At 62.3% G+C, this 20,938-nt stretch carries 14 protein-coding genes; 2 read left to right on the top strand and 12 right to left on the bottom strand.

The window, feature by feature from the left end; genetic code table 11:
* Positions 1-127: 127 nt before the first annotated feature.
* Positions 128-1,084 (bottom strand): TatD family hydrolase, encoded by a 957-nt coding sequence (locus H3T88_RS03490; protein WP_198203582.1) that lies wholly within the window; start codon positions 1,082-1,084, stop codon positions 128-130.
* Positions 1,085-1,282: 198 nt separating this feature from the next.
* Between H3T88_RS03490 and H3T88_RS03485 the strand changes: the two genes are divergently transcribed.
* A complete protein-coding gene (locus tag H3T88_RS03485) occupies positions 1,283-2,347 on the top strand; it encodes a glycoside hydrolase family 43 protein (RefSeq protein ID WP_198203581.1) in 1,065 nt (354 codons plus the stop codon).
* Between the two features lie 509 nt (positions 2,348-2,856).
* On the opposite strand, the gene H3T88_RS03480 is transcribed toward H3T88_RS03485, so the two are convergent.
* The 8 genes from H3T88_RS03480 to H3T88_RS03445 form a co-directional block, all read right to left on the bottom strand.
* On the bottom strand, positions 2,857-3,588 hold the full coding sequence (locus tag H3T88_RS03480; protein ID WP_198203580.1) for a hypothetical protein: 732 nt from the start codon (positions 3,586-3,588) through the stop codon (positions 2,857-2,859).
* A 163-nt stretch (positions 3,589-3,751) separates the two neighbouring features.
* Complete coding sequence (locus H3T88_RS03475) at positions 3,752-4,633, bottom strand: carbohydrate ABC transporter permease (RefSeq protein ID WP_015021245.1); 882 nt, start codon at positions 4,631-4,633, stop codon at positions 3,752-3,754.
* Positions 4,630-5,580, bottom strand: a complete 951-nt coding sequence (locus H3T88_RS03470; RefSeq protein ID WP_198203579.1) for a carbohydrate ABC transporter permease — start codon at positions 5,578-5,580, stop codon at positions 4,630-4,632. Before H3T88_RS03470 ends, H3T88_RS03475 begins: the two co-directional genes overlap by 4 nt.
* Before the next feature lie 112 nt (positions 5,581-5,692).
* Positions 5,693-7,012, bottom strand: coding sequence for an ABC transporter substrate-binding protein (locus H3T88_RS03465; protein WP_015021243.1), 1,320 nt, complete (start codon positions 7,010-7,012; stop codon positions 5,693-5,695).
* A 229-nt stretch (positions 7,013-7,241) separates the two neighbouring features.
* Positions 7,242-8,234 (bottom strand): glycoside hydrolase family 43 protein, encoded by a 993-nt coding sequence (locus H3T88_RS03460; protein WP_198203578.1) that lies wholly within the window; start codon positions 8,232-8,234, stop codon positions 7,242-7,244.
* A 138-nt stretch (positions 8,235-8,372) separates the two neighbouring features.
* Positions 8,373-11,213: a family 43 glycosylhydrolase gene (locus tag H3T88_RS03455; RefSeq protein WP_198203577.1), complete on the bottom strand. Its 2,841-nt coding sequence runs from the start codon at positions 11,211-11,213 to the stop codon at positions 8,373-8,375.
* Positions 11,214-11,370: 157 nt separating this feature from the next.
* Positions 11,371-12,453, bottom strand: a complete 1,083-nt coding sequence (locus tag H3T88_RS03450; RefSeq protein ID WP_015021240.1) for a LacI family DNA-binding transcriptional regulator — start codon at positions 12,451-12,453, stop codon at positions 11,371-11,373.
* Entirely contained in the window at positions 12,450-14,621 is a 2,172-nt protein-coding gene (locus tag H3T88_RS03445) for a family 43 glycosylhydrolase (protein ID WP_198203576.1), read from the bottom strand. Before H3T88_RS03445 ends, H3T88_RS03450 begins: the two co-directional genes overlap by 4 nt.
* Before the next feature lie 211 nt (positions 14,622-14,832).
* Here H3T88_RS03445 and H3T88_RS03440 point away from each other — a divergent pair, with 211 nt between their 5' ends.
* Entirely contained in the window at positions 14,833-16,413 is a 1,581-nt protein-coding gene (locus tag H3T88_RS03440) for a glycoside hydrolase family 43 protein (RefSeq protein WP_232347123.1), read from the top strand.
* Between the two features lie 6 nt (positions 16,414-16,419).
* Here H3T88_RS03440 and H3T88_RS03435 read toward each other — a convergent pair whose 3' ends face one another.
* The 3 genes from H3T88_RS03435 to H3T88_RS03425 form a co-directional block, all read right to left on the bottom strand.
* Positions 16,420-17,778: a glycoside hydrolase family 27 protein gene (locus tag H3T88_RS03435; protein WP_198203575.1), complete on the bottom strand. Its 1,359-nt coding sequence runs from the start codon at positions 17,776-17,778 to the stop codon at positions 16,420-16,422.
* A 52-nt stretch (positions 17,779-17,830) separates the two neighbouring features.
* The gene (locus H3T88_RS03430) at positions 17,831-18,898 is read right to left on the bottom strand and encodes a glycoside hydrolase family 43 protein (RefSeq protein WP_232347122.1); all 1,068 of its coding nucleotides are present in this window, start codon (positions 18,896-18,898) and stop codon (positions 17,831-17,833) included.
* A gap of 114 nt (positions 18,899-19,012) precedes the next feature.
* Positions 19,013-20,920, bottom strand: coding sequence for an ABC transporter ATP-binding protein (locus H3T88_RS03425; protein WP_198203574.1), 1,908 nt, complete (start codon positions 20,918-20,920; stop codon positions 19,013-19,015).
* Positions 20,921-20,938 lie beyond the last annotated feature (18 nt).

Below are 20,938 nucleotides of genomic sequence, written 5' to 3'. Positions count from 1 at the left end.
GTATGTTGCTGTTCGCGCACACGTGCGACGACAACCGTAGCACTCTCCCCCCACACTCGGCAGGGGCGATTCAGACCGCGACACACCATTAGCTTAATACCGCCTGGCAGCGTCCGTCGGACATCCCTCACAAGCCATAAACCCGGCGCGTGGTGGCCGCCGTCGCTTTGGCCACTTGGGCCAGGGGGCAACCCAAAGCATCGGCCATGGCTCGGAGGGTATAAGGAATCATGTATGGGGAGTTGGTGCGTCCCCGGTAGGGCATAGGACTCAGGTAGGGTGCATCAGTCTCCACCATGATGTGGTCCATGCCGACCACGGACAGGGCCTGGCGGATTCCCTCGTTGCCCTTGTAGGAAACCGTTCCCGAAAAGCTCAGATACCAACCGTGTTCGGCGGCCACCTGGGCCATCTGCGCATCCCCCGAATAGGAGTGGAAGATCGTGCACTCGGGAGCGCCGTCCTCCAACAGGGTCTCGATGACCTGCCGATGGGCATCGCGGTCGTGGATCTGCATGGGCAGACCCAGCTCCTTGGCCAGGGCGATGTGGTCGCGGAAGGCCTGCCGCTGGATCTCTTCGGCCCCCTGACCGGTCCGGTAGAGGTCCATGCCCGTCTCCCCGATGGCCACCACCTGGTCAGGATATGCGCGAGCCAGGCGGGCGACCTCTTCAAGCGCCTGCTCGAAAGAAACCTCATGCCAGGGCTGATATTTCAGTGGCAGTCCGTCCGGTCCCGGCACCCCTCGATGACCATGCAGAACGGCCTCATTGGGATGAATGGCCAGAGCTGCGTGAACCACCCCGGGATGGGCCAGGGCCAGGTCCACAGCCGTCTGCAGGTTAGGCAGCTCGCAGCCCACGTCGATGGTCCCGACCACGCCCACGGCCCTAGCCCTTTCCAGCTGCTGGTCGACCGTGCGGACGGGGACCGGATCCTGCCCGCGCTCCCTGGCCTGCCGGTCCATCTCCTGGGCGAAAGGAACAACAGAGGCCATGTGGGTGTGATCGTCGATGACTCCAATGCCTTCGGGCAGGGGCTCCGGGTCGGGAGCCCAGCTGCGGTCGCGATGATGCCTGCTCATGGTCCACAGTCTAGAGTCCCGTGCGACCCAAACCACGACCCGCCCGGGTGGGTGGCGCCGACAAAGGGAACGCCGGCAGCTAAAATCACCCATGGCGGCCCTCGAACGGCAGGAACGGAAGAGCGAAGAAGCATCCGCCGTCCGTCCGCCAGTCCCCCGCCGCCGCGGTACCGTTGCCGTAAGCAGGAAAGGTGGAATATGTCTACGGATTGGCAACCTTCGTTCGAAGCTACCAGCGCCTACCTCTTCGTCCACTTCACCGGTCATGAACAGGCCGAGACGGACGAGCAGCTCTACTTCGCCCTCAGCCGCGATGGCCTGCACTGGCATGACCTGCGGGCCCAGGGAGACCCGGTGCTGACCTGGAGCGAAGGCGAGGGCGGCGTGCGTGATCCCTATGTCGTCCGGGGACCAGACGGTCTCTTCCACATCATCGCCACCGACCTGTCCGTCTACCACAGGGGCGGCTGGCAGGAGGGCCGGGCCACCGTGGACGGATCCACCGGCCTGGTCATCTGGGATTCGCCTGACCTGGCCCACTGGGGCAGACCCCGCCTGGTTGATGTGGCCTCGGCCATTCCCAAGGCCGGCATGGCCTGGGCGCCGGAGGCCTGCTGGGATGCCGACAGGAAGCGATGGATAGTCTTCTGGGCCACGGCTGCCGCCGACAGCACCGAGGATCCGGCCGCGGCCGACCTGGTCAACGAGCTGGGCGACGGCATCAACATGTATTACGCCACCAGCGCTGGCCTGATCACCTTCTCACGTCCAGTCAAGTGGATCGACCGCAGCAACGGAATCATCGACACAACCATGCTCAAGGCGCCCGACGGCTGGTGGTACCGGGCCTCCAAGGATGACCAGATCACCCTGGAACGCACCCGTAACCCCTATGCGGTAACCCATGAGCTGGTGCGTACGGACGACGACCAGGCCTGGTCCTACTTATCCAATCTGACCGACATCTTCGGCCAAGGACGCTACTCCTCGCATTATCTGGAGGGACCCGAGCTCTTCCTCTACAACGATACGGATGCCGCCGTACCCGACGGTCGGACCATGCCCTTCGGCCTGATCTGCGACCAGTTCGCCGAGGGCCGGGGCTACCTGCCCTTCCGCTCGGCGGATTTGTCATCCCGACGGCAGCAGGACTGGACCTTGGTCAACGACATGAACTTCGGCCGACTGACCAAGCGCCACGGCTCCATTATGCCCATCACCGAGAGCGAGTATCGGATTCTGAAGCGGACTCTGACCCGCTGACTCGCTTCTTTGCAGGTTCGTACATATACAGCTCCATACCAGTCAGCCTTGCCCACATGAGGGTAAAGGCAATCCTCCTCCCCATCTATATGCCTCTGCATGTCATGGAGTCCGATGTCCGGCAGCGCAGCACCCGGTGTCTGTCCACAATCCGCTCCGGAGAGGTCATTCCTCCCGGCGCCCCCACTGGCAGGGCACAGCCCAGGTCACGCCAGTGGACGAAGCCTCGGTGGCGTAGCAGCAGATTCACCCGAATTGGCTGCCTGCGGAGACGGGATTGAACCGGAGCCCACTCCCTCCCCACCCTGACCATCGTGGCCTTGGATTTCACTTTTCGCTGAGATGGTGCGGATGGCCATCTTCATGATGCTGGATCATGTCCGTCAGCAGGAAAGACAGGAAGATTCGGGCCGAACCCCTCGCGCAGTGATCGTGGGCTACCACCTGCTAGCGCGGGAATCCGCCCTGGGAATTCATACCACAAACACGCTTCAAAGGGATCCGGGAACTCAGTCGAAATCCATATAGTCAACGAAGGCCCGGACGTAGGTTATGGTGTCGGCTACCTTGCTCAGCCCTAGGATGGCATGATCGGGCAGACCAGGCACCTGCCGCCAGCGCGATGAGCGGGAGAGATCCAGACCCATGGCATGGGACGGATTCGATACCTGTCGGCCATTGGAATCCACCAGAACACCCTGGCCAGCCAACCGACGCAGATCGTCGCCCTTCAATCCTTGCGAGGGCTTGGCCACCAGCCCGCGCTTGCATAGAGTCGGAAAGATGCCCACGGGGGCGATCACCATGTTGATCTGGCCTGCGCTGACCCGGGTCAGGGCCTTGGCCGAATCGTCGTAGCCTTGGCCGTTCAGCGTCATGGTCGCCTCCATGTCCACCAGCCGACCATCCTTGATTCCCCGGTCGCGCATGAATCCCTGTTTGAGACGGTCGAACCCCTCCTCATGGGCGCTCATATTGAAGCCTTGCACTGAAATAAGCGGGTCCGGCGGCCTGGTCAGTCTGGTGACGACCAGGCTGACCACAAGGGCCAGCACCAGAACAGCGGCGAGAATACCAGGAAGGAAGTGCTGGGCGAAGTAGGGCCAACGCTTATCCGGCGGCAATTGCCTGAGGATGGACCATTTGGACTGTCCGGCGTGAGGATCCGCCGATGCCAGAACCCCTAGGGCATCCTCCTGCTCGGAGCTCAGCCCATATTGATCGTCCTGACGCTCATCCATGCCTGACCTCCCCGTCCGCGACGTTCACCAGCCCAGTCTAAATCCAGAACGAACAAGGGGCCGACGGAGGTTGCTTATCCCCCGTCGGCCCCTTGGACGCCAGACAGAGAGGTCCATCCTCAAGGAACCCTGTACCTGGTGCCGATGATGACGGCCTCGTCGGTCACTTGATGCCCGTCATGGCGATGCCTTGCACGAAGCTCTTCTGAATGAAGAAGAAGATGATCAGCAGGGGCAGCGCCGAGATCAGGGCGCCCGCCATGACCACGCCGTAAGGTGTGACCGAGGAGCCATGGCCGGTCAGCATGGCCAGCCCGGCGGTGATGGTCCTGGTCTCCGGGCGGCTGGTCATGATCAACGGCCAGAGCAGATCATTCCAGTTGCCCATGAAGTTGAACATGGTCACCACCAGCACCGAGGACTTGGCGTTGGGCAGGATGATCTGCCAGAAGATGCGGAACTCGCCGGCACCGTCGATGCGGGCCGCGTTGTCCAGATCCTTGGGCAGGGAGATGAAGAACTGACGCATCAGGAAGATGCCGCCCACATCAGCCAGCCTGGGGATGATGATGCCCCAGTAGGAGTTGACCAGCCCCATGCTTGCCAGCAACTTGTAAACCGGGATCAGCAGGGCCATGCCAGGGATCATCATGGTGGCGATCAGGATTCCCAGCAGGAACCCGCGCCCCTTGAAGTCGATCCTGGAGAGCCCATAGGCGGCCAGGGAGTCGAAGAAGACCGAGAAGACCGTCACGGCTCCGGCGAAGATCACCGTGTTCATCAGCTGCCTGCCGATAGGCATCCGCTGGAAGAGCGAGGTGTAGTTGTCCAGGGTGAATGAGGAAGGAATCACCTTGGGCGGCCAGGTCTGGGTCAGCTTGTTGGGCGTGAAGGAGGTGATGAGCACGATCAACAGCGGGAAGATGATGATCACCGTCATCAGGATCAGCAGGAAGTAGGTCAGAACCCTTGCCACCATGTGTCGGGCATGGGCCCTCTTGAGCAACTTATCGTGCTCGATTGCGGTAGGAGTCGACTGGCTCATCCGATTTCCTCCTTCTCATGCTTGTTGTTCCAGACCAGCTGGATAATGCCGATGATCAGCGTCATGATCAGCAGGACATAGGACAGGGCCGATGCGTAGCCCATCTTGCCGTTGCCGAAGGCCTCGGTGTAGATGCGATAGACGATGGTCTCCGTGGCGCGGTCGGGGCCTCCGGAGGTCAGAATGAAGACCTGGTCGAAGACCTGGAAGGATCCGATCAGTCCGAAGATGACCACATAGTTGAATGTGGGCATCAACCCGGGCAGTGTGATGTGCAGGAAACGCTGCCAGGCGTTGGCCCCATCCAGCGAGGCCGCCTCGTACAGGTCCGGGTTGATCCCCTGCAGACCGGCCAGGAAGATGACCATGAAATAGCCGAAGTTCTTCCATACGGTGATGAAGATGATGGTGGCCAGGGCCGTGGACTTGGTTCCCAGCAGATCCATGTGCTGGATGCCGAAGAGCACCTTGCCCCAGTAGGGTATCAGACCCAGGGAGGGCGAGAGGAGGAAGCTCCAGGCGATGGACGCCACAGTCAGCGAAATGATGTAGGGCATGAACAGGCAGGTGCGGAAGAAGCCGACCCCCTTGATGTCCTTGCGATTGAGCAATAGGGCGAAGGCCAGGGCCACGATGACCACCAGCGGCGCGTAGACGACCGCGTAGACGACCGTGTTGCGGAAGTCGGTCCAGAAGTCCGCGTTGGTGAAAAGCTCGGCGTAGTTGTGCAGACCGACAAAGATGCCCTTGCGGTTGATGCGGTCTGTAGTCAGCGAGGTGAAGAAGGTCTTGATGGTCGGGTAAAAAACGAAGACCGACAGGACGATCAGGGCCGGGGCTATGAAGCTCAGCCCGATTCGGATATTGCGCCTTGAAAGGGTTTTCTTGTTGTCCTTGATGACCGCGTCGGCGCCCTGCGCGGGTGGGATCCCAGTGGTAGTGGACATAAGTACTCCAAAGTGCCGCCCGGACGCCGGGCCCGGGCGACGGTCAGCCATGAGAGGACCGGCCGGCGGCACTACTGGCCGCCAAACCGGTTCCTCAGGGGTGGATGGTCAATCAGTCCTCAGCCTTGTACTCGTCCAGATACTTCTGGATCTTGTTGGAGGCTTTGGACAGCGAGGCGGAAATGTCATCGTTGGTACGAGCGGTGTTCTGGGTCACCGAATCCAGGGTGGCCGAGATATCCCCGAAGCCGCCCTTGAGGCCGGCGATGCCGATGTAGGAGTTGTCCGTGTTCTCGGAGACCTTGGCGATCAGGGGGCGCTTGGAGAGCTCTTCGGTGGTCACGGTCTTGTTGTTCGGCGGATAGGCGGAGCCCAGGGACCACATGACCTGGTTATCATGGTTGTTGTAGTACTTGAAGAAAGCGTAGATACCCTTCTTCTTGGCCTCGTCCTTGACCTGCGAGGTGACCCACCAATACAGGCCGGTGGAACCGGTGTTGGAGCCCTTCCTGCCGTCGGGGTAGACATAGGTGCCGTCCCCGTTGGGCACGGGGAACAGATCATGCTTGATGCCCTTGTCAGTGGCTGCCTGGTCCTCCCAGGGGCCGACGATGACCATGGCCGACTGGCCGGACTCAAAGGATTCGCGTGCAGCGGTGTCATCCATGCCGGTCTTGGAATAACCACCCTTGTAGAACTCGCGCATCTTCTGCAGGAAGGCCTTGTTCTGCTCGGAGTTGATGGTGACCTTGCCCTTGGTGTCGTATAGACCAGTGCCGTTGCCCTTCATGAAGGCCGCCCATCCGGAGTCGGACAGGGCCATACCGTACTGGGAACCGTCACCCTTGGTCAGCTTCTTGGCCACATCCAGGAGCTGGTCCCAGGTCTTGGGATAGTCCTGCTCGGTCAGGCCAGCGGCCTTCCACATATCGGTGTTGTACCAGACGGTGGAGGGCGCGTAGCCCATGGGGACCGCGCACTGCTGCTTCTTGCCGTCAATGGTGAACTCGGTCTGCTTGGTGACGTTGGGCAGGTAGTTCTTGGTCTCGTTGGAGGGATCGTCATAGAAGTCCTGCACGCACTGGAAGGTGCCGTCGATGGACCAGCCCTGGCCGTTGTCGGCACCGGTGGTGACGAAGTCGGGGCCGTCACCCGAGGTGACCTTGGTGACCATGGTCTCGCCGATGGTGCTCCAGGGCTGAAGCTGGGCATCGATGTGGTACTGCTTCTGGGACTTGTTGAAGTTCTCGACGATCTTCTTCAAAGTCTTGCCATCAGCCTCGGAGAATCCGTGCCACATGACGATGTTGGTGACGCCGTCCTTGCCCTTGGCATCCTTGCCTCCACTGCCGGAACCGCAGGCCGAGAGCCCTACGGTGCTGAGCGTGGCGAGCGCGATTGCGGCTACCGCAGCCTTTCTGATTGCCTTCATTGTCTCTGTCCTTTCGACATCAAGCAACGGTTACAAAGGAACCGATGGCGGCCTGAACAGCCATGTCCTGCCCATCTGGTCCAATGGCTTGCATCGCTTGGTCACGCTCCCAGATACGTGAACGTAGCCCACGCCTTTGTAAACCGACATCTTTCTAACGTTGCAAATTATATAATACTCGCTTCTCCAACGATGTACAAGCGTGTCGGGCATGGCCCGGCAATGCCGCTCAATGACTACCGTCGGGAGGCAGAATCTGACGACTTGTCGGGGTCCATCGGTCGTCAGGCAAAGGCCGCCCGAAGTCCGGGCCATGGTCGGTCCAAGTGACCAGCCCCACCCTGGCATGGCGGTTGGGATCAAAGAGGGGGTCCCCCTCGATCTGGGTGTAGTTGCGGGCATGATAGACAATCAGATCCCGGCGGCCGTCCTCGCTGACTGTGAAGCAGTTGTGGCCGGGCCCGTACTGATGGTTCTCCTCTGCCGTTTTGAAGACGGGATGGTCACTCTTGGTCCAGGAGGCCGGATCCAGCAGGTCGGCCTCCTCACGGGCGGTCAGCATGCCCACCGCATAAGGGACCCCGGTGCCCGATGCCGAGTAGGTCAGGTAGATCATACCCTGGTGAAGCAGGACAGCCGGCCCCTCGTTGACCTTGAAATCAATGCATTCCCAGTCGTATTCGGGCTTGGAGAGCAGGACGGGATCGGTGGCCAGGGTCCAGGGGTTGGCCATGCGGGCGATGTAGAGATTGGAATTGCCCTCGATGGCCGGATCCTTTTGGGCCCAAATCAGGTACTGGCTGCCCCCGATCACCGCTGTAGTGGCATCCAGGGAGAAGGAATCGATCGGGGTGTGGATCTGCCCCTTCTCGGTCCACTCGCCATCCATGGGATCTTCGCCGGTATTCTCCAGTACGTACATGCGGTGGGTGGGCAGATCAGCAGAACCGAAGTCCTGCTCGGCTGCCGCGAAGTAGATGTACCAGGCCCCGTTGATCCGGTGGAGTTCAGGTGCCCAGATGTACTTGCTCATGGGGCCGGACTCGTGCTTGCGCCAGATGGTGCGCTCAGGTGCGGCCTGCAGGTCGTTCAGCCTGGCGGCGGCACGCAGGATGATCCTGTCATAGGCCGGGTAGGAGGCGGTGAAATAGTAGAGGCCCTTGTGCCTGATGACCCAAGGATCGGCCCTCTGGAGTACCAGGGGATTGTGGTATGCGCTCATCATGTGTTCCTATCACGAAGACGAAGGTACTGGTCTGTACGACCAATATACAACGTTGAATATTATTGGACGGCTCACCCTCCGCCGGGGCGATCGAAGGCGAAGGCGGAGGACGGCTTCGGCAGCGCCCGTTCGGGTTCAGCCCCGGGCTCGGCGAATTGCAGTGAAGACCAGTGCTCCCAGACCCAATACAAGGGCCGCAGATGCGGCCGCGACGGGAGCCGACAGGGCCGATCCAGTCGAGGGCAGGCGACCGGCCTTGCCTTCCTTGCCGGACCAGCCTGCGGGTTTACGAGTGGACTTCGAGGCGGGAACAGTCGCATGACCGTTGCCACTGTCGACTTCCTCCTGAACCTTGGCATCGGTCAGGGGACGCGAACCCCAGATGGCCGCGGCGCCTGCCGTCTTGGAGACATCGGCACCGGCATCGGTGAAGACATCGCCGCCCAGCCCTGAGAAGAAGACGACCGGATGGCCTTGCTCATCAAGCTGTCGGCCCAGTCTGGCCCGATAGAGACCATGCAACAGAGTGCCCGGATCCGCCGAGTCCACCTTGATGGTCAGATCGCCGCCGGTCGCCGTCCAGGAGCCCTGCACCTGGCCGCCCAGCCGACCGTCGGCCAGCAGACTCACTGACACCGACCGGTAGATGGCCGGACTGGACAAGCCAGATCCCGCATAGTAATGGACTGGGTCATGAACCACCACCTGGTAGTCGCCGACCACCTGGCTGGAGGAGACCCTGCCCACCGAATCCCGGTATTCGAAGGGCGTCATGACCAACCAGCCGTCAGGGGTCTGCACCATCTGCTTGACCCGGACCTGGTGCTCTTCAAGATTGCCCTCAGCGCGCACGAAGCGAGTGTGGTAGACGTTGAAGACGCGATCTTCGTCAATCAAAAGTGCGTTGCCCCCCTGGGAGGTCAGCACCTGTTCCTGTCCGGGCTGGGCGAGGGAGGAGTCGATCCGCAGACCCCGGTTGGCATCCAGATCATTCATTTCACGCTCGTAGACGGCCGTTTTGCCATTCTGATCCAGGTAGGGGCCGGTGATGGAACGGGATCGGAATTCCCGCATCTGATAGCCCCCGGTCTGCCCCAGTCCGCCGTAAGAAAGCATCAGATACCACCAGTCGCCCTGATGGACCAGGGCGGTTCCTTCGCCTGAGTTGCCGAAGCCGCCGGCGAGTTTGTGCCCGTAGTAGGCGTCGGACTGGTTGGCCTGGGTGGGGTAGGTGGTGGAGTAGTCGCGCAGCCCGGTCTTGGGATCCAGGCGGATCATCCAGATGCCGCCGAACCAGGAGCCGAAGCTCATCCACAGGCCCCCCTGCCTGTCATCCTTGACACAGGCGTCAATCGCATTGATACCCGTATCCGTGAGGCTGGCATATCGCGACAGATCGGCATTGGGGCCCAGCACCTTGGGAACGTCGGTCGCCGCCACGTTGGACTTCTGGAAACCGGAGTAGACCACCGGGCCCACCAGCCTCCAGTCCCCCTCGATGTCGTCGGCGGTCAGCAGGACGATGACCGACTTCTGGAAGGGGAATCCTCCCCCGTTCAGGCTCAGGTACATGCACCACTTCTTCATGGTGGCGTTGTAGTAGACCTCGGGCGCCCACATGTTGCCGGTCACATCCGGATTGGAGGACTGCTTGGGCCATGCCTTCCAGATGGGATCCAGAATGCGCTGGTAATCCCGGCTCAGATTGTTGGTGAAGGGCTCCCAATGCTTAAGGTCGGTGCTGCGGGCCCAGGCCCGGTGGGAGCCGAAGATGTAGTAGCGCCCACCGGCCTTGACCACGGAAGGGTCATGCACGGAGACGCGCGAGTAGGCATTCTGACCGTCCTTGGAGGTGCCCCTGACAATAAGCCGATAGTCCTGCTGGATGGCCTCAGCGTCCAGGGAGGGCCCCGAGGCCTTGCTCGCCTGCAGCCGGGCCGTCAGCGTAACGGGGACATCCCACTTGCCGCGGACCACATGGGCCCTGCCGGTGGCTGCATCGACACTGACTGTTCCGGGAGCCGACGAGGTCCACACCACTGAGGCAACAGTAGTTGAGACCGGCAGGTTGAAATCACCGTCCACAGCGGCTGGGACCGCCAGCGATGTGGCCTGCTGGTCAATCAGCTCGCCCAGGTCCTCCGAGGGCAGCGTGGCAGCGATCTGATCGGCATCCAGGGCCTGCGGGTAGACGGCGAATGACTGTACTGCGCCATGGAAGAGCGCGTCGCCTATGCCAGGGTATCGGGACTGGCCGATTACGTTGTGATGGTGGTCGCCGAAGGCGGCTGGATTGACCGTGGCCTTGCCCTCAGCCACCTGCAGACCGTTGATATAGAGCCGGACCATGTTGTCCTTGCCATCGATGGTGGCCGTCAGCGTGGAGAAGCGGTTGTCGGGCAGGTTCTTGGATGCCGGCAGATAGGTCTCACCCTGGCCGTTGGCCTTGGAAGTGATGGAGGTGTACAGGGAGGTGTGGGTGGAGGCGGTCCAGGAGCCGACAGCCCGCTGGCCGGTCCCCCCTAGTGACCAGAGATAAGTCCAGGGGCCTGAGGCATTGAATCGGTCGTTGCGCACGCGGATGGACACCGTGGCGCTGGCGTGTCCGCTCAGTATGCCATCAGGAAGCTTGACATAGGTGGATCCATCGAGCAGGAGCGCATCGTCGGCCTTGACCGCCCCGGCCGGCCGACCATCGGCGTCCAGGATGCGGGCCGGGCCAAAGGATGAGCCTGAGACGGTATTTTTTGCCTCCCTGGCTTCTGGGGCAAGAGCTGAAAAATCATAGCCAAGCAGGGGCTGCGGCTGACTGGTCGGCATCGTGGCTGTGGCTCCGCCGCCGGCTTGGGACTGATCCGCCCAGGCTGGAGATGCAACTGTACCGCCCGCCAGTATCATGCCCATGCCCACGAGGGCCGCCGCTGCAACCCCTCCTCGGCTTCGTCGTCCCGCGTCTGATGACGATTGATGACGCATGCTCACACCTTTCCATATCGGCATCGAAGCGACCGCGCTCCGACCGGCAGGCCTCCATGGTCCGCCGATGCTGCCTCAAATTATTCGAGATCTTCTTCAGTATATTACAACGTTAGAAATCAAGAAACCCAGAGAACCCGCAAAAGAGCGTCAGCACTCAGACGGCGATTTCGTTTCCGGGCAAGGCACGGGTTGATTTACGGACCACCAGCGAGGAGGACACCTTCCGGAAGACGTGCTGGCCTTCCTTGGTGTTCAGCGGACGCACCCCATTGATTCTGTCCTTGAGGACCCGGACGGAGAGCCTTGCCACGGCCTTGAGCCCGGGCGAGATGCTGGTCAGCGAAGGCGACAGATACTGGGAATCGTCCGAATTGTCGAAGCCGATGACCGAGATGTCGTCCGGCACCGACATACCGTGCATTTGTATGGAATGCAGAACCCCTGCCGCCAGCATGTCATTCAGGGCCACCACCCCGTCGGGGACGATGCCTTGGTCCAGCAAGGAGTTCATGGCATTGACCCCGTCGATACGGTGCCACATGCGCGATGGGGCTACCAACCGGGGATCGTAGTCCAGGCCTGCCTCCTCCAGACCCTGCCTGTACCCCTCCAGGCGAAGAGCGGCCGACCCCAGCTTTTCGCCGGGGTGGGTGCCGATGACCGCCACACGACGGCAGCCGGTATTGATCAGATAGGCGGTGGCGTGCTTGGCACCCTCCACATTCTCCGTGGCCACATGATCAAATTGATCGCTGAAGATCCGCTCCCCCACGACCACCAAGGGGTAGTCCACCCGCAGCTGGTCCAGGTCTTCCATGCCCAGCTCCAGTGGGCTGTAGATGAGGCCGTCGATCATGGACCGCTGGGAGCCGTGCAGGGACTCAATTTCACCCTCACGTGAGTAGAGGGTGGGCTCCACCAGCACCCTCATGCCCAGTTTCTTGGCCTCCTCGATGACCAGGGAAGAGAGCTGAGCGAAGTAGGGCATGGTCAGATCAGGTATGGCCAGGGAGATCATTCCCGTGTAGCCCAGCCTCAGATTTCTGGCCGGTACGTTGACCCGGTAGCCCAGCTCCTCTATGGCCTTATTGACCTTGCCCCTGGTGGCCTCGGAGACGAATTCGTAATCATTGACCACGTTGGAAACGGTTTTGACCGACACTCCTGCAGCCTGGGCCACATCCTTCATGGTCGGGGTGGAACCACGTCCGGTGCCGGGGGAAGCGGCTAAACTCATAAGACCCTGACCTCCAAGGTTACCGTGGCGCGGGTGGGGTCGAGCTCCTCATCCGTTTGCATATCCAATACGGGCATCCCCTCAGTAGACCAATGTACCCGCCGTACCTGACTGTCGCGGCCAAGGTAGCGGTCCTGGTCATGCTCGGCATTATGGAAGACGTAGATCATGGTGCCGTCCTCGTCCTGGGACCACATGCCGTGGCCGGTGCCCAGCTGCCAGTGACCATTGTACTTCCCGGACTTCTGCAATGGGTAGTCCAGCTTCTTCCACACACCGGGATCGCATAGATCGGCGCCGACTCCGGCCGGTGCAGTTACCAGTCCAGTGGTGTAGTCGATGCCCACCAGGGAGCCGGAATAGATCAGGAAGATCCGGCCGTCATGAACCACGGCGTTGGGCCCTTCGGCAATCATGTTATCCCAGGCGAACTCGGGGACGATGATCTGGCGCGGCGTGCTGGTCAGACGGTCGGGGCGGGCCGGGTCGAAGGCGGCGATCCAGACCGAACCCAGCTGCTGCCAGGCGTAATACCAGCGGCCGGTATCATGCAGGACCGTCATGTCCAGGCTGATGCGCTGGATGGGGTTGAGAGGGGTGCCTTCAGCCCGCAGGATGGGTCGGGGCCTGTCCCAGTTCTCAGGCCGGCGAGGGTCCAGATCCCGGCCCTGGTCGTCGCGGCGCAACTGCATGATGTGGCAGCAGCCCGTCCACATGTCCGGTTTTCCGGCCCGATCGTTGGCAGTCCCGTCCGGGTTGGTCTGCGGACCATCGAAGCAAGGCATGAAGAGGATGGAGAGCCTGCCGCCAATCAGGTGAATCTCCGGAGCCCAGAAGCAGCCGGTCATGACCCGGCCCTCGCTGTTGCGATCGCCCCTGCGCAGCAGGTCCACTTCCTTTTCATGGCCCCCGGCCTGATCGCTCAGACCCTCGATTGTGTCAGCAACCCGCAGAGGCATGTGCGTGTGCCCGTTCAAGGGGTCGACACAATTGCCATCCGCATCCTCAGTGGCGATGAACATGAACAGGCGCTCGCCCCTCCAGGACCAGCGGAAAATGGAGGGATCGGCACGCTGCCGGGCGAAGGGTACAGGGTAGGCCGTCTGCCGGACCCGTCCGCCGATCAGCCTGGTCGCTCCAGGATTCAGACGACCCTGGGCCAGGTCACCGGCCAGACGATCCAACTGGCCCTGGTCCCAGTCCACCCCGCGCAAGGCGGTGGACCCGTCGCTGTAGAGGAGCCGCGCCCGGGCCTGCCGGACCGACTCCAGGCCGTCGCCCCGACGGACCTGAACCGGATCCACCTTCACGCCGGTGTTGTAGATGCGGCCGAAGCGTTCCAGCAGGCCACGCTCGCAATCGGCGTTGACCGACACGACGTTGCCAGCCAGAATGCCCTTCATGCCGCAGTCCTCCTCCAGGGCGCGCCGCCGATCCAGGGGCAGGGGGTCGCCCTGGGCCAGGGGATCGTCATCCTCCAGAACCTTCACGCCGGTCACTGTGCCCATCCGCGTCGGGTCGTCCGCCGTGGCCGTGCATAGCCGTCCGCGGTCGTCGTCCCAGTAGAGCCGGCAGCCCTGGCCATCGTCCAGAAGCCGCGCCCTGGGCCGGTGGACACCATGAGCGCCCAGGATATGGACCTGCGGCAGTCGTCTATAGGTCAACAGATCCGGCGAAAGAGCCATCAGGAAGGAGTCAGCCTGGGAGCCGTCCGGCTGACCGCCCCTGGCCACTCTAGTGGCCAAAATTACGAAGGTGCCGTCCTTCAGCGGCAGCAGGAAGGGGTCGATCAGACTCTTGAGGATCAGATCCTGCCCTGGTACCACCGCAAGTTCCTGGGCCGCCTGCGATGCCTGGTGAGCGTCCAGTCCAGGATTGTGTTCGCCCTCTTGCGGTGCCTCCTCGCCTGGCAGGGCGGCCCCGGCCGTGCAGGCCCCGCGGGCACTATCCGGCACTGCCTTGGTGGGTACAGCCGCAGCGAAGAAGATGCCATAGTCGCCGTTCAGGGGTTCCCAATGGCCATTCGCCTGCGAGCGCAGCGCCAGGTGCATGCTCAGGGCGATATCCTCGTTGTTGGCCTCCTGCCGATCAGTGGGATGCCGGGTGTAACACATGAGTGCAACCCCATCCCCGAAATCTCGTCCACCGTCCAGAGCATCCTCACCCATGACGATTCCTTCCATCCGGCTTGCCGGCTTCAACGCCGACGACTATCGTTTCTAACGATAGAAATTATACATGGAGATCAGTCCCCGACGCCCGACGCCCGCATGGATGAGGCCGGGTTGTTCGCTCATTCGAACCGAGCCGCAAGGTCGGCCATACGCCGCGGGTCGTCATCGATGTCGATCGGACTGCCTCCACGGAAAGCGAGGAACCATGAGAAGACCCAAACGCACCGGACGGGCCATGAAGGCCCTGACTGCCCTGACGGCGGGTCTGGCGGTGCTGCTGACAGGAGCGCTGGGCGCCTGCTCTAACCAGCAGCCATCGGCCAGCGGCACAAATGCCGCCACCCAGGAGCCCAAGCGCGTCTCGGTCCACGACCCCTCCGTGGTTCGCTCAGGCAAGAACTACTACGTCTTCGGCTCGCATCGGGCCTATGCCCGCAGCACCGACCTGGTCAACTGGACCCCCTTCACCAACAATCTGAGCCGCGATTACAAGAAGATCTTTGCACAGATATGGAAGGACTGGCCCAAGCAGTCCTCCAATCCGGATGTGACCGGCAACATGTGGGCGCCCGACGTCTATTACAACGCCACCATGAAGAAGTGGTGCATGTACCTGAGCCTGAACGGGGCAGAGCATCGTTCGGTCATCGTCCTGCTGACCGCCGACCGGGTGGACGGCGATTGGACTTATGTGGGACCAGTGGTCTACTCCGGCTTCACCCGGGCCAATTACATGAGCACCGACGTTCCCAAGGTGCTGGGCCCTGACCCAAAGCTGGACCGCTACCAGTCCTACACGGATACCGGCATCAATGCGATTGACGCCTGTGTCAAGGATGACGGGCAGGGTGGCCTGTGGATGAGCTTCGGCTCCTGGTTCGGCGGCATCTGGATGATCCGCCTGGACCCCAAGACCGGGCTGCGCGACTACTCCACCACCTACCCCACCCAGGCCAACCAGTCCGACGCCTACTACGGGCACAAACTCGCCGGAGGCTTCGGCAACTCAGGCGAAGGATCGGCGCTGCTGCACACCAACGGCCACTGGTACCTCTTCCTCTCCTATGGCAAGCTGGTGCAGACCGGCGGCTACCAGATGCGGATGTTCCGCTCGGACTCCATTACCGGCCCCTACATGGATCAGCAGGGCAACCCGGCCATCGCCACCAGCGGCGAGGCCGACAACTGGACCAGCAAGACAGGCATCCGCCTGATGGGTTCCTACCAGTGGAGCGGGGACAAGAAGAGCGACATCGAGGTCTCGCAGGGCGGGAACACGGCCCTGCATGACAAGGACGGCCGGGACTACGTGGTCTACCACACCAGATTCTCCGACCGCAAGGAGGAGCATCAGATCCGGGTCCGGCAGCTGATGTCCACAGCGGACGGGTGGCTGGTGGCTGCCCCCTATGAGTATATGGGCACCAAGGCCGGCGGCCCATACAGCGCCAAGGACGAGGCCGGCACCTATGAGCTGGTGGAGCATGATCCGACCATCTTCTTCAAGGGGCCGCGCAAGGTGACCGACACTCACAGCACCCGATACCGGGGCGTGGTCAAGGCCGTGGACATCCGACTGGAGCCCGGCGGCCAGGTGACCGGAGCGCGACAGGGCCACTGGCAGGTCGACGACCAGGGACGGCTGTCCATGGACCTCAAGGAGGAGGACGGGACCGTGACCTACCAGGGGGTCTTCGCCCGGCTACCCAGGGACAAGGATCACCGGACGGTCATGACCTTCAGCGCCCTGGGCGACAACGTCTGCATCTGGGGTTCCAAGCGCTGAGCAGTCTCAGCGGGGATCCAGCGCCACCCAGACCACGCCGTGTGCGGGCACAAGAGCCACCAGCTCCCGATCGACACCCTGTCCTTCCAGGCTGATCTGGGCAGGCTCGGTGGTTCGGTCCCGCCACAAATCGACCGGGGTCCAGGCTCCGTCCGCCTTATCCAGTCCCACCAGGGAGGACAGGGCCGTCCTGATCCGCCGGGGGCGATCCCCGGTCCAGAAGACAGCCGCATAGACCCCGTCGGCATGGGCCGAGGGGGTTCCGTCAGCCCAGTCGCTGGCCAGAGCCCTCCAGACGATCTCCTCGCCTAAGACCTTCTTGTCTTGGCCGTCCCCGCCCTCGACCGGCTCCCGGATGATCTCACCGTTGTCGGCCGAGCCGGCGGTAACCTCCTGCAGGACCGGGTTGTCCAGCAAGGACAGGGTGGCCTCATCGCTGCTGGGAAGGTCGCCGCCCACCATCAGCGGCGAACGCCCCATGGCCCATAAGGTCAGCATGGTGCGCTGCTCGTCGGCTGTCAGAAGGCTGGACCGGTCCCCGCCCCGCTCGGCCCGCAGGCCGATATGCCCCAGGGGCAGCATGTCCGCATCGGCCCAGTGACCTGTGCTCTGCAGCGGAGCCCAGCGGGCCAGACGGGCGAACTGGGCATAAAGATCCTGCCAACGATCCCAGAGATCGTCCGAGATCCGCCAGAGCTGAGCATGATCCTGGAGGAAACCAAGGTGGGTGGTGGGCACCCGGGTACCCGGGGACAGGGAGAGGGTCATGGAATGCCCATGGGCCTGCTCGGCATTGCGGATGGCCCGGGCATAGGCGTCGATCTCACGGTCCATGAAGGGGGCCTGCATATCGTCCACTTTCAGGTAGTCCACTCCCCAACGGGCAAACTGGTCAACCTGGGCGTCGTACCAGGCCTGGGCTCCCGGATGGGACTGGTCCAGGCCGTAATTGTCGGGGTTCCAGGCACAGACGTGGGTGGTGTCAGCCACCTGGGCGGCTGTATAAGAGGTTCCGAGGACGGGCAGGTTCCGCTCGACCGCCAGCCTGGGTATGCCCCGCATGACGTGGATGCCGAAGCGCAACCCCAGATCGTGGATTCGAGCGGCCAGAGGGGCAAACCCCTGACCCTCGGCCGCCGATGGGAACCGGACCGGATCCGGCAGCTGCCGGCCGTAGTCGTCCAGGACCAGAGGCGCCTTGGCATTGTAGCCATGGGCCCTGGCGGTCGGGTCGTACCAGGCGATGTCTATGACAACCGTATCCCAGCCCACCGGAAGCAACCTATCGCGCATGACCTGTGCGTTGTCCAGCACCTCCTGCTCAGTGACGGTGGTCCCGTAGCTGTCCCAGCTATTCCACCCCATAGGTGGTCTCCAGGCCTTGTCCATATCTTGCTCCTTTCCCAGTTCTTTTGCTTCAGTTCTGCTGCGCCAGAGGGCGCAGACGTTCGTATTCCTGCCGGGTCAGGGACAGGACTCCGCCGTGCTTGGTATGGGGGCGCAGATGAAAGTCCTGCTCCCGGGCATAGTCGAACCCGGTGTCCGGATCGTCGCTGACCATGGGCCTGTAGCCCACTGAAGGAATCACATCCACCAGCAGATACCAACGGTTACGGGCATGGTCGGCATAGAGGGCCGGACCCTCTACACCCGAGGGGTTGCCATCGGCGCACCAGCCGGCGCCGATTCGCTCCTGGATGGTGGTCCACCGGGCCTGTGGCAGCCACCATCGAGGATCGTCGGTGCTGTCCAGCCAGATGCCCCTGCCAAAGCCGTTGTCCTTGGTGGCCCGGTAGGTGCGCAGGCCGCCCCCAGGCAGAGGGCACTGGACCATGGTGGTGTCGATGGCATTACGACCGGTATCGATAAGGACTCCCCCATAGCGGAAATGCTCCTGGCTGAAGTCGGTGGTCGAGCCCCAGAGCACCCGGTCGTAGACCGAGGGGTCGGCATGGTCAGGATCATCCTGGTCAAAGAGCTTGGATGACCAGTAGAGGACGAAGGCCCCCTGTCCCGGTCCCTCATAATCGGGCACCCATAGGCACTCCGGCGCCCAGGCCATGCCCAGCGGGACCCTGCTGCCGTCCTGCTGCAAGGACACATCCAAGGGCCAGGGACCTGACCAATGGATCAGGTCGTCAGTGGACCAGATCATCAGCTTGGTGCTGCCATGGCGGGACCAGTGCTCCCAACCGCTACCCTGCGACTGATCGCCGCCGAACACCCGCAGATCGGTGGCCATGACATAGATCCGGCCGTTGCGCGGATCACGCACCATGTAGGGATCCCGCAGACCGGTGGTGCCCAGGTTCGAGGTCAGCAGCGGCCTGCCCCCGTACAGCGGATCCCACTTCAGAGGGTCGTCACCCCGGGACAGGTCGAAGTAGAGGCGCTCGGCATACCCCTGGGGGTCTTCGATGAAGTGCACCATCAGATACCCGTAGGGGTCGGCTCCTTCGACGTCCTTATGAACCGTATTGCTCAAGGTCTGCTCCTTTGCCCTGGCTGCCGATCCTGTCGGCTTTGACTTGTCGCTACTGATTTTATAACGATGTAATTCTGCTAGCTAGAGACCAGAACCAACACATAGGTCAGCCTGCTATTGAGCAGAGGCAGCCGAATCCTGTCGAACCTGGTTATCCTGTCCTGCATCATCGCCAGGCTGTGCCGATTGCGCCTGATCGCCGTTGGCTGTGCGGATCATGGCGTACTGGGACTCGTGCAGCCGATAGTAGGCGCCCCTCTTGTCCAGGAGCTCCTGATGGGTGCCGTGCTCCACAATCTGCCCGTGATCGATATAGAAGATCTGGTCCGCATTCTCGATGGTGGACAGCCGGTGGGCGATGACGAAGGAGGTCCGCCCCTTGAGCAGATGGGCCAGTCCGGCCTGGAGGGCCTCCTCCGTGCGGGTGTCGATGCTGCTGGTCGCCTCGTCCAGGATCAGGATGCGGGGGTCGGCCAGCAGGACCCTGGCAAAGGCGATCAACTGCCGCTGACCGGCGGAGAGGGTGGATCCGCGCTCCTCGACCTTGGTATCGTAGCCGTCGGGCAGCTCCATGATGAACTCGTGGGCATGGACGGCCTTGGCGGCCTCCTCGATTTGCTGGTCGGTCGCATCCAGGCGGCCGTAACGGATGTTCTCGCGCACGTTGCCGGTGAAGATGAAGGTGTCCTGAAGCATGACCCCCATCTGCCGGCGCAGGGATGCCAGGGTCACGTCGCGCACGTCATGCCCGTCCACGCAGACGCTGCCCTCGGTCACGTCGTAGAAGCGCGAGAGAAGGTTGACGATGGTGGTCTTGCCGGCGCCCGTGGGCCCTACCAGGGCGACCGTGCTGCCTGCCGGCACATGGAAGTCCACCAGGTTGAGGATGTTGCGGCCTCCGGGCTCGTACTTGAAGACCACGTCGTTGAAGTCCACCCTGCCCTTGATCGGTGGCAGCTCTCTGGCCCCGGGGCGGTCCTCGATCTCCGGGTGGACGTCCAAGGTCTCGAAGATGCGCTCCAGGTAGGCCGAGCAGGTGATCAGCTGGTTGTAGAAGTTGCCGATGTTGATGATGGGGTTCCAGAAGTTGTTGGCATAGCCGACGAAAGCGATCAGCATGCCCGTGGTCACCTGCACACCACCCAGGCCGGTGACCCCCAGATAGTAGATCAGTGCGATGGTGATGGTGGAGATGTTCTGCACTCCTGGCCACATCAGGTACTGGATGTGCACGGCCCGCATCCAGGCGCTGCGAACCTGGCCCTGCTGCTCCTGGAAAGTGCGGAACTGCTCGCGCTCCCTGACGAAGGTCTGCGTGGTCTTGACCCCCGCGATGGACTCATGGATGTAGGCGTTCAGATTGCTCTGCTTGTTGGACAGACGCTGGAAGGCCCGCCGCTGGAAGCGCTGGAGGACCAGCACGTAGAGCACCAGCAGGGGCATGAGGACCAGGGACCAGAGGGTCAGCCTCCAGTCGATGACGAACATGACCACCAGGGTCAGCAGGAAGGTGAAGATGTCCGCAATGACGTTGATCAGACCCGAGCTCAGGGTATCCGAGAGGGTGTTGACATAGTTGACCACCCGGATCAGGATCTTGCCGTGGGGCCGGGAGTCGAAGTAGGAGAAGGGCAGGGTCTGGATGTGGGTGAAGAGGTCCCTACGCATGTCCTTGAGCATGAGCTGGCCCACCTGGGTGATGGCCACGGTCCGGTAGCGCAGGAGAAGCTCGTAGACAACGATTGCCAGCAGGAAGACCGCGCCCAAGGCAAAGAGCCGGACCGGATCCTTGGAAGGGATGACCGTGTCGATCATGGTCTTGGTCATGTAGGGAATGGCCACGGCGATGGCACTCATGGACAGGACCGCCGCCAGGATGATCACCCCCTGGCTCAGGTAGGGCTTCAGATAGGCCCCTATGCGCTTGATGTCACCGAAGTCGATCTGCTCTTCCAGGTCCTCGTCCTCGCGGAAGGTGTTCCTGCGAGCGGTGCCAGCTGAACGTTGCTCTTGCTGCTTCATCGTCTCACCTTGTCAAAC

Source organism: Bifidobacterium sp. W8110, from assembly GCF_016101375.1.
Classification (GTDB): domain Bacteria; phylum Actinomycetota; class Actinomycetes; order Actinomycetales; family Bifidobacteriaceae; genus Bombiscardovia; species Bombiscardovia asteroides.
This window is presented reverse-complemented; position numbering and strand designations above follow the sequence as displayed.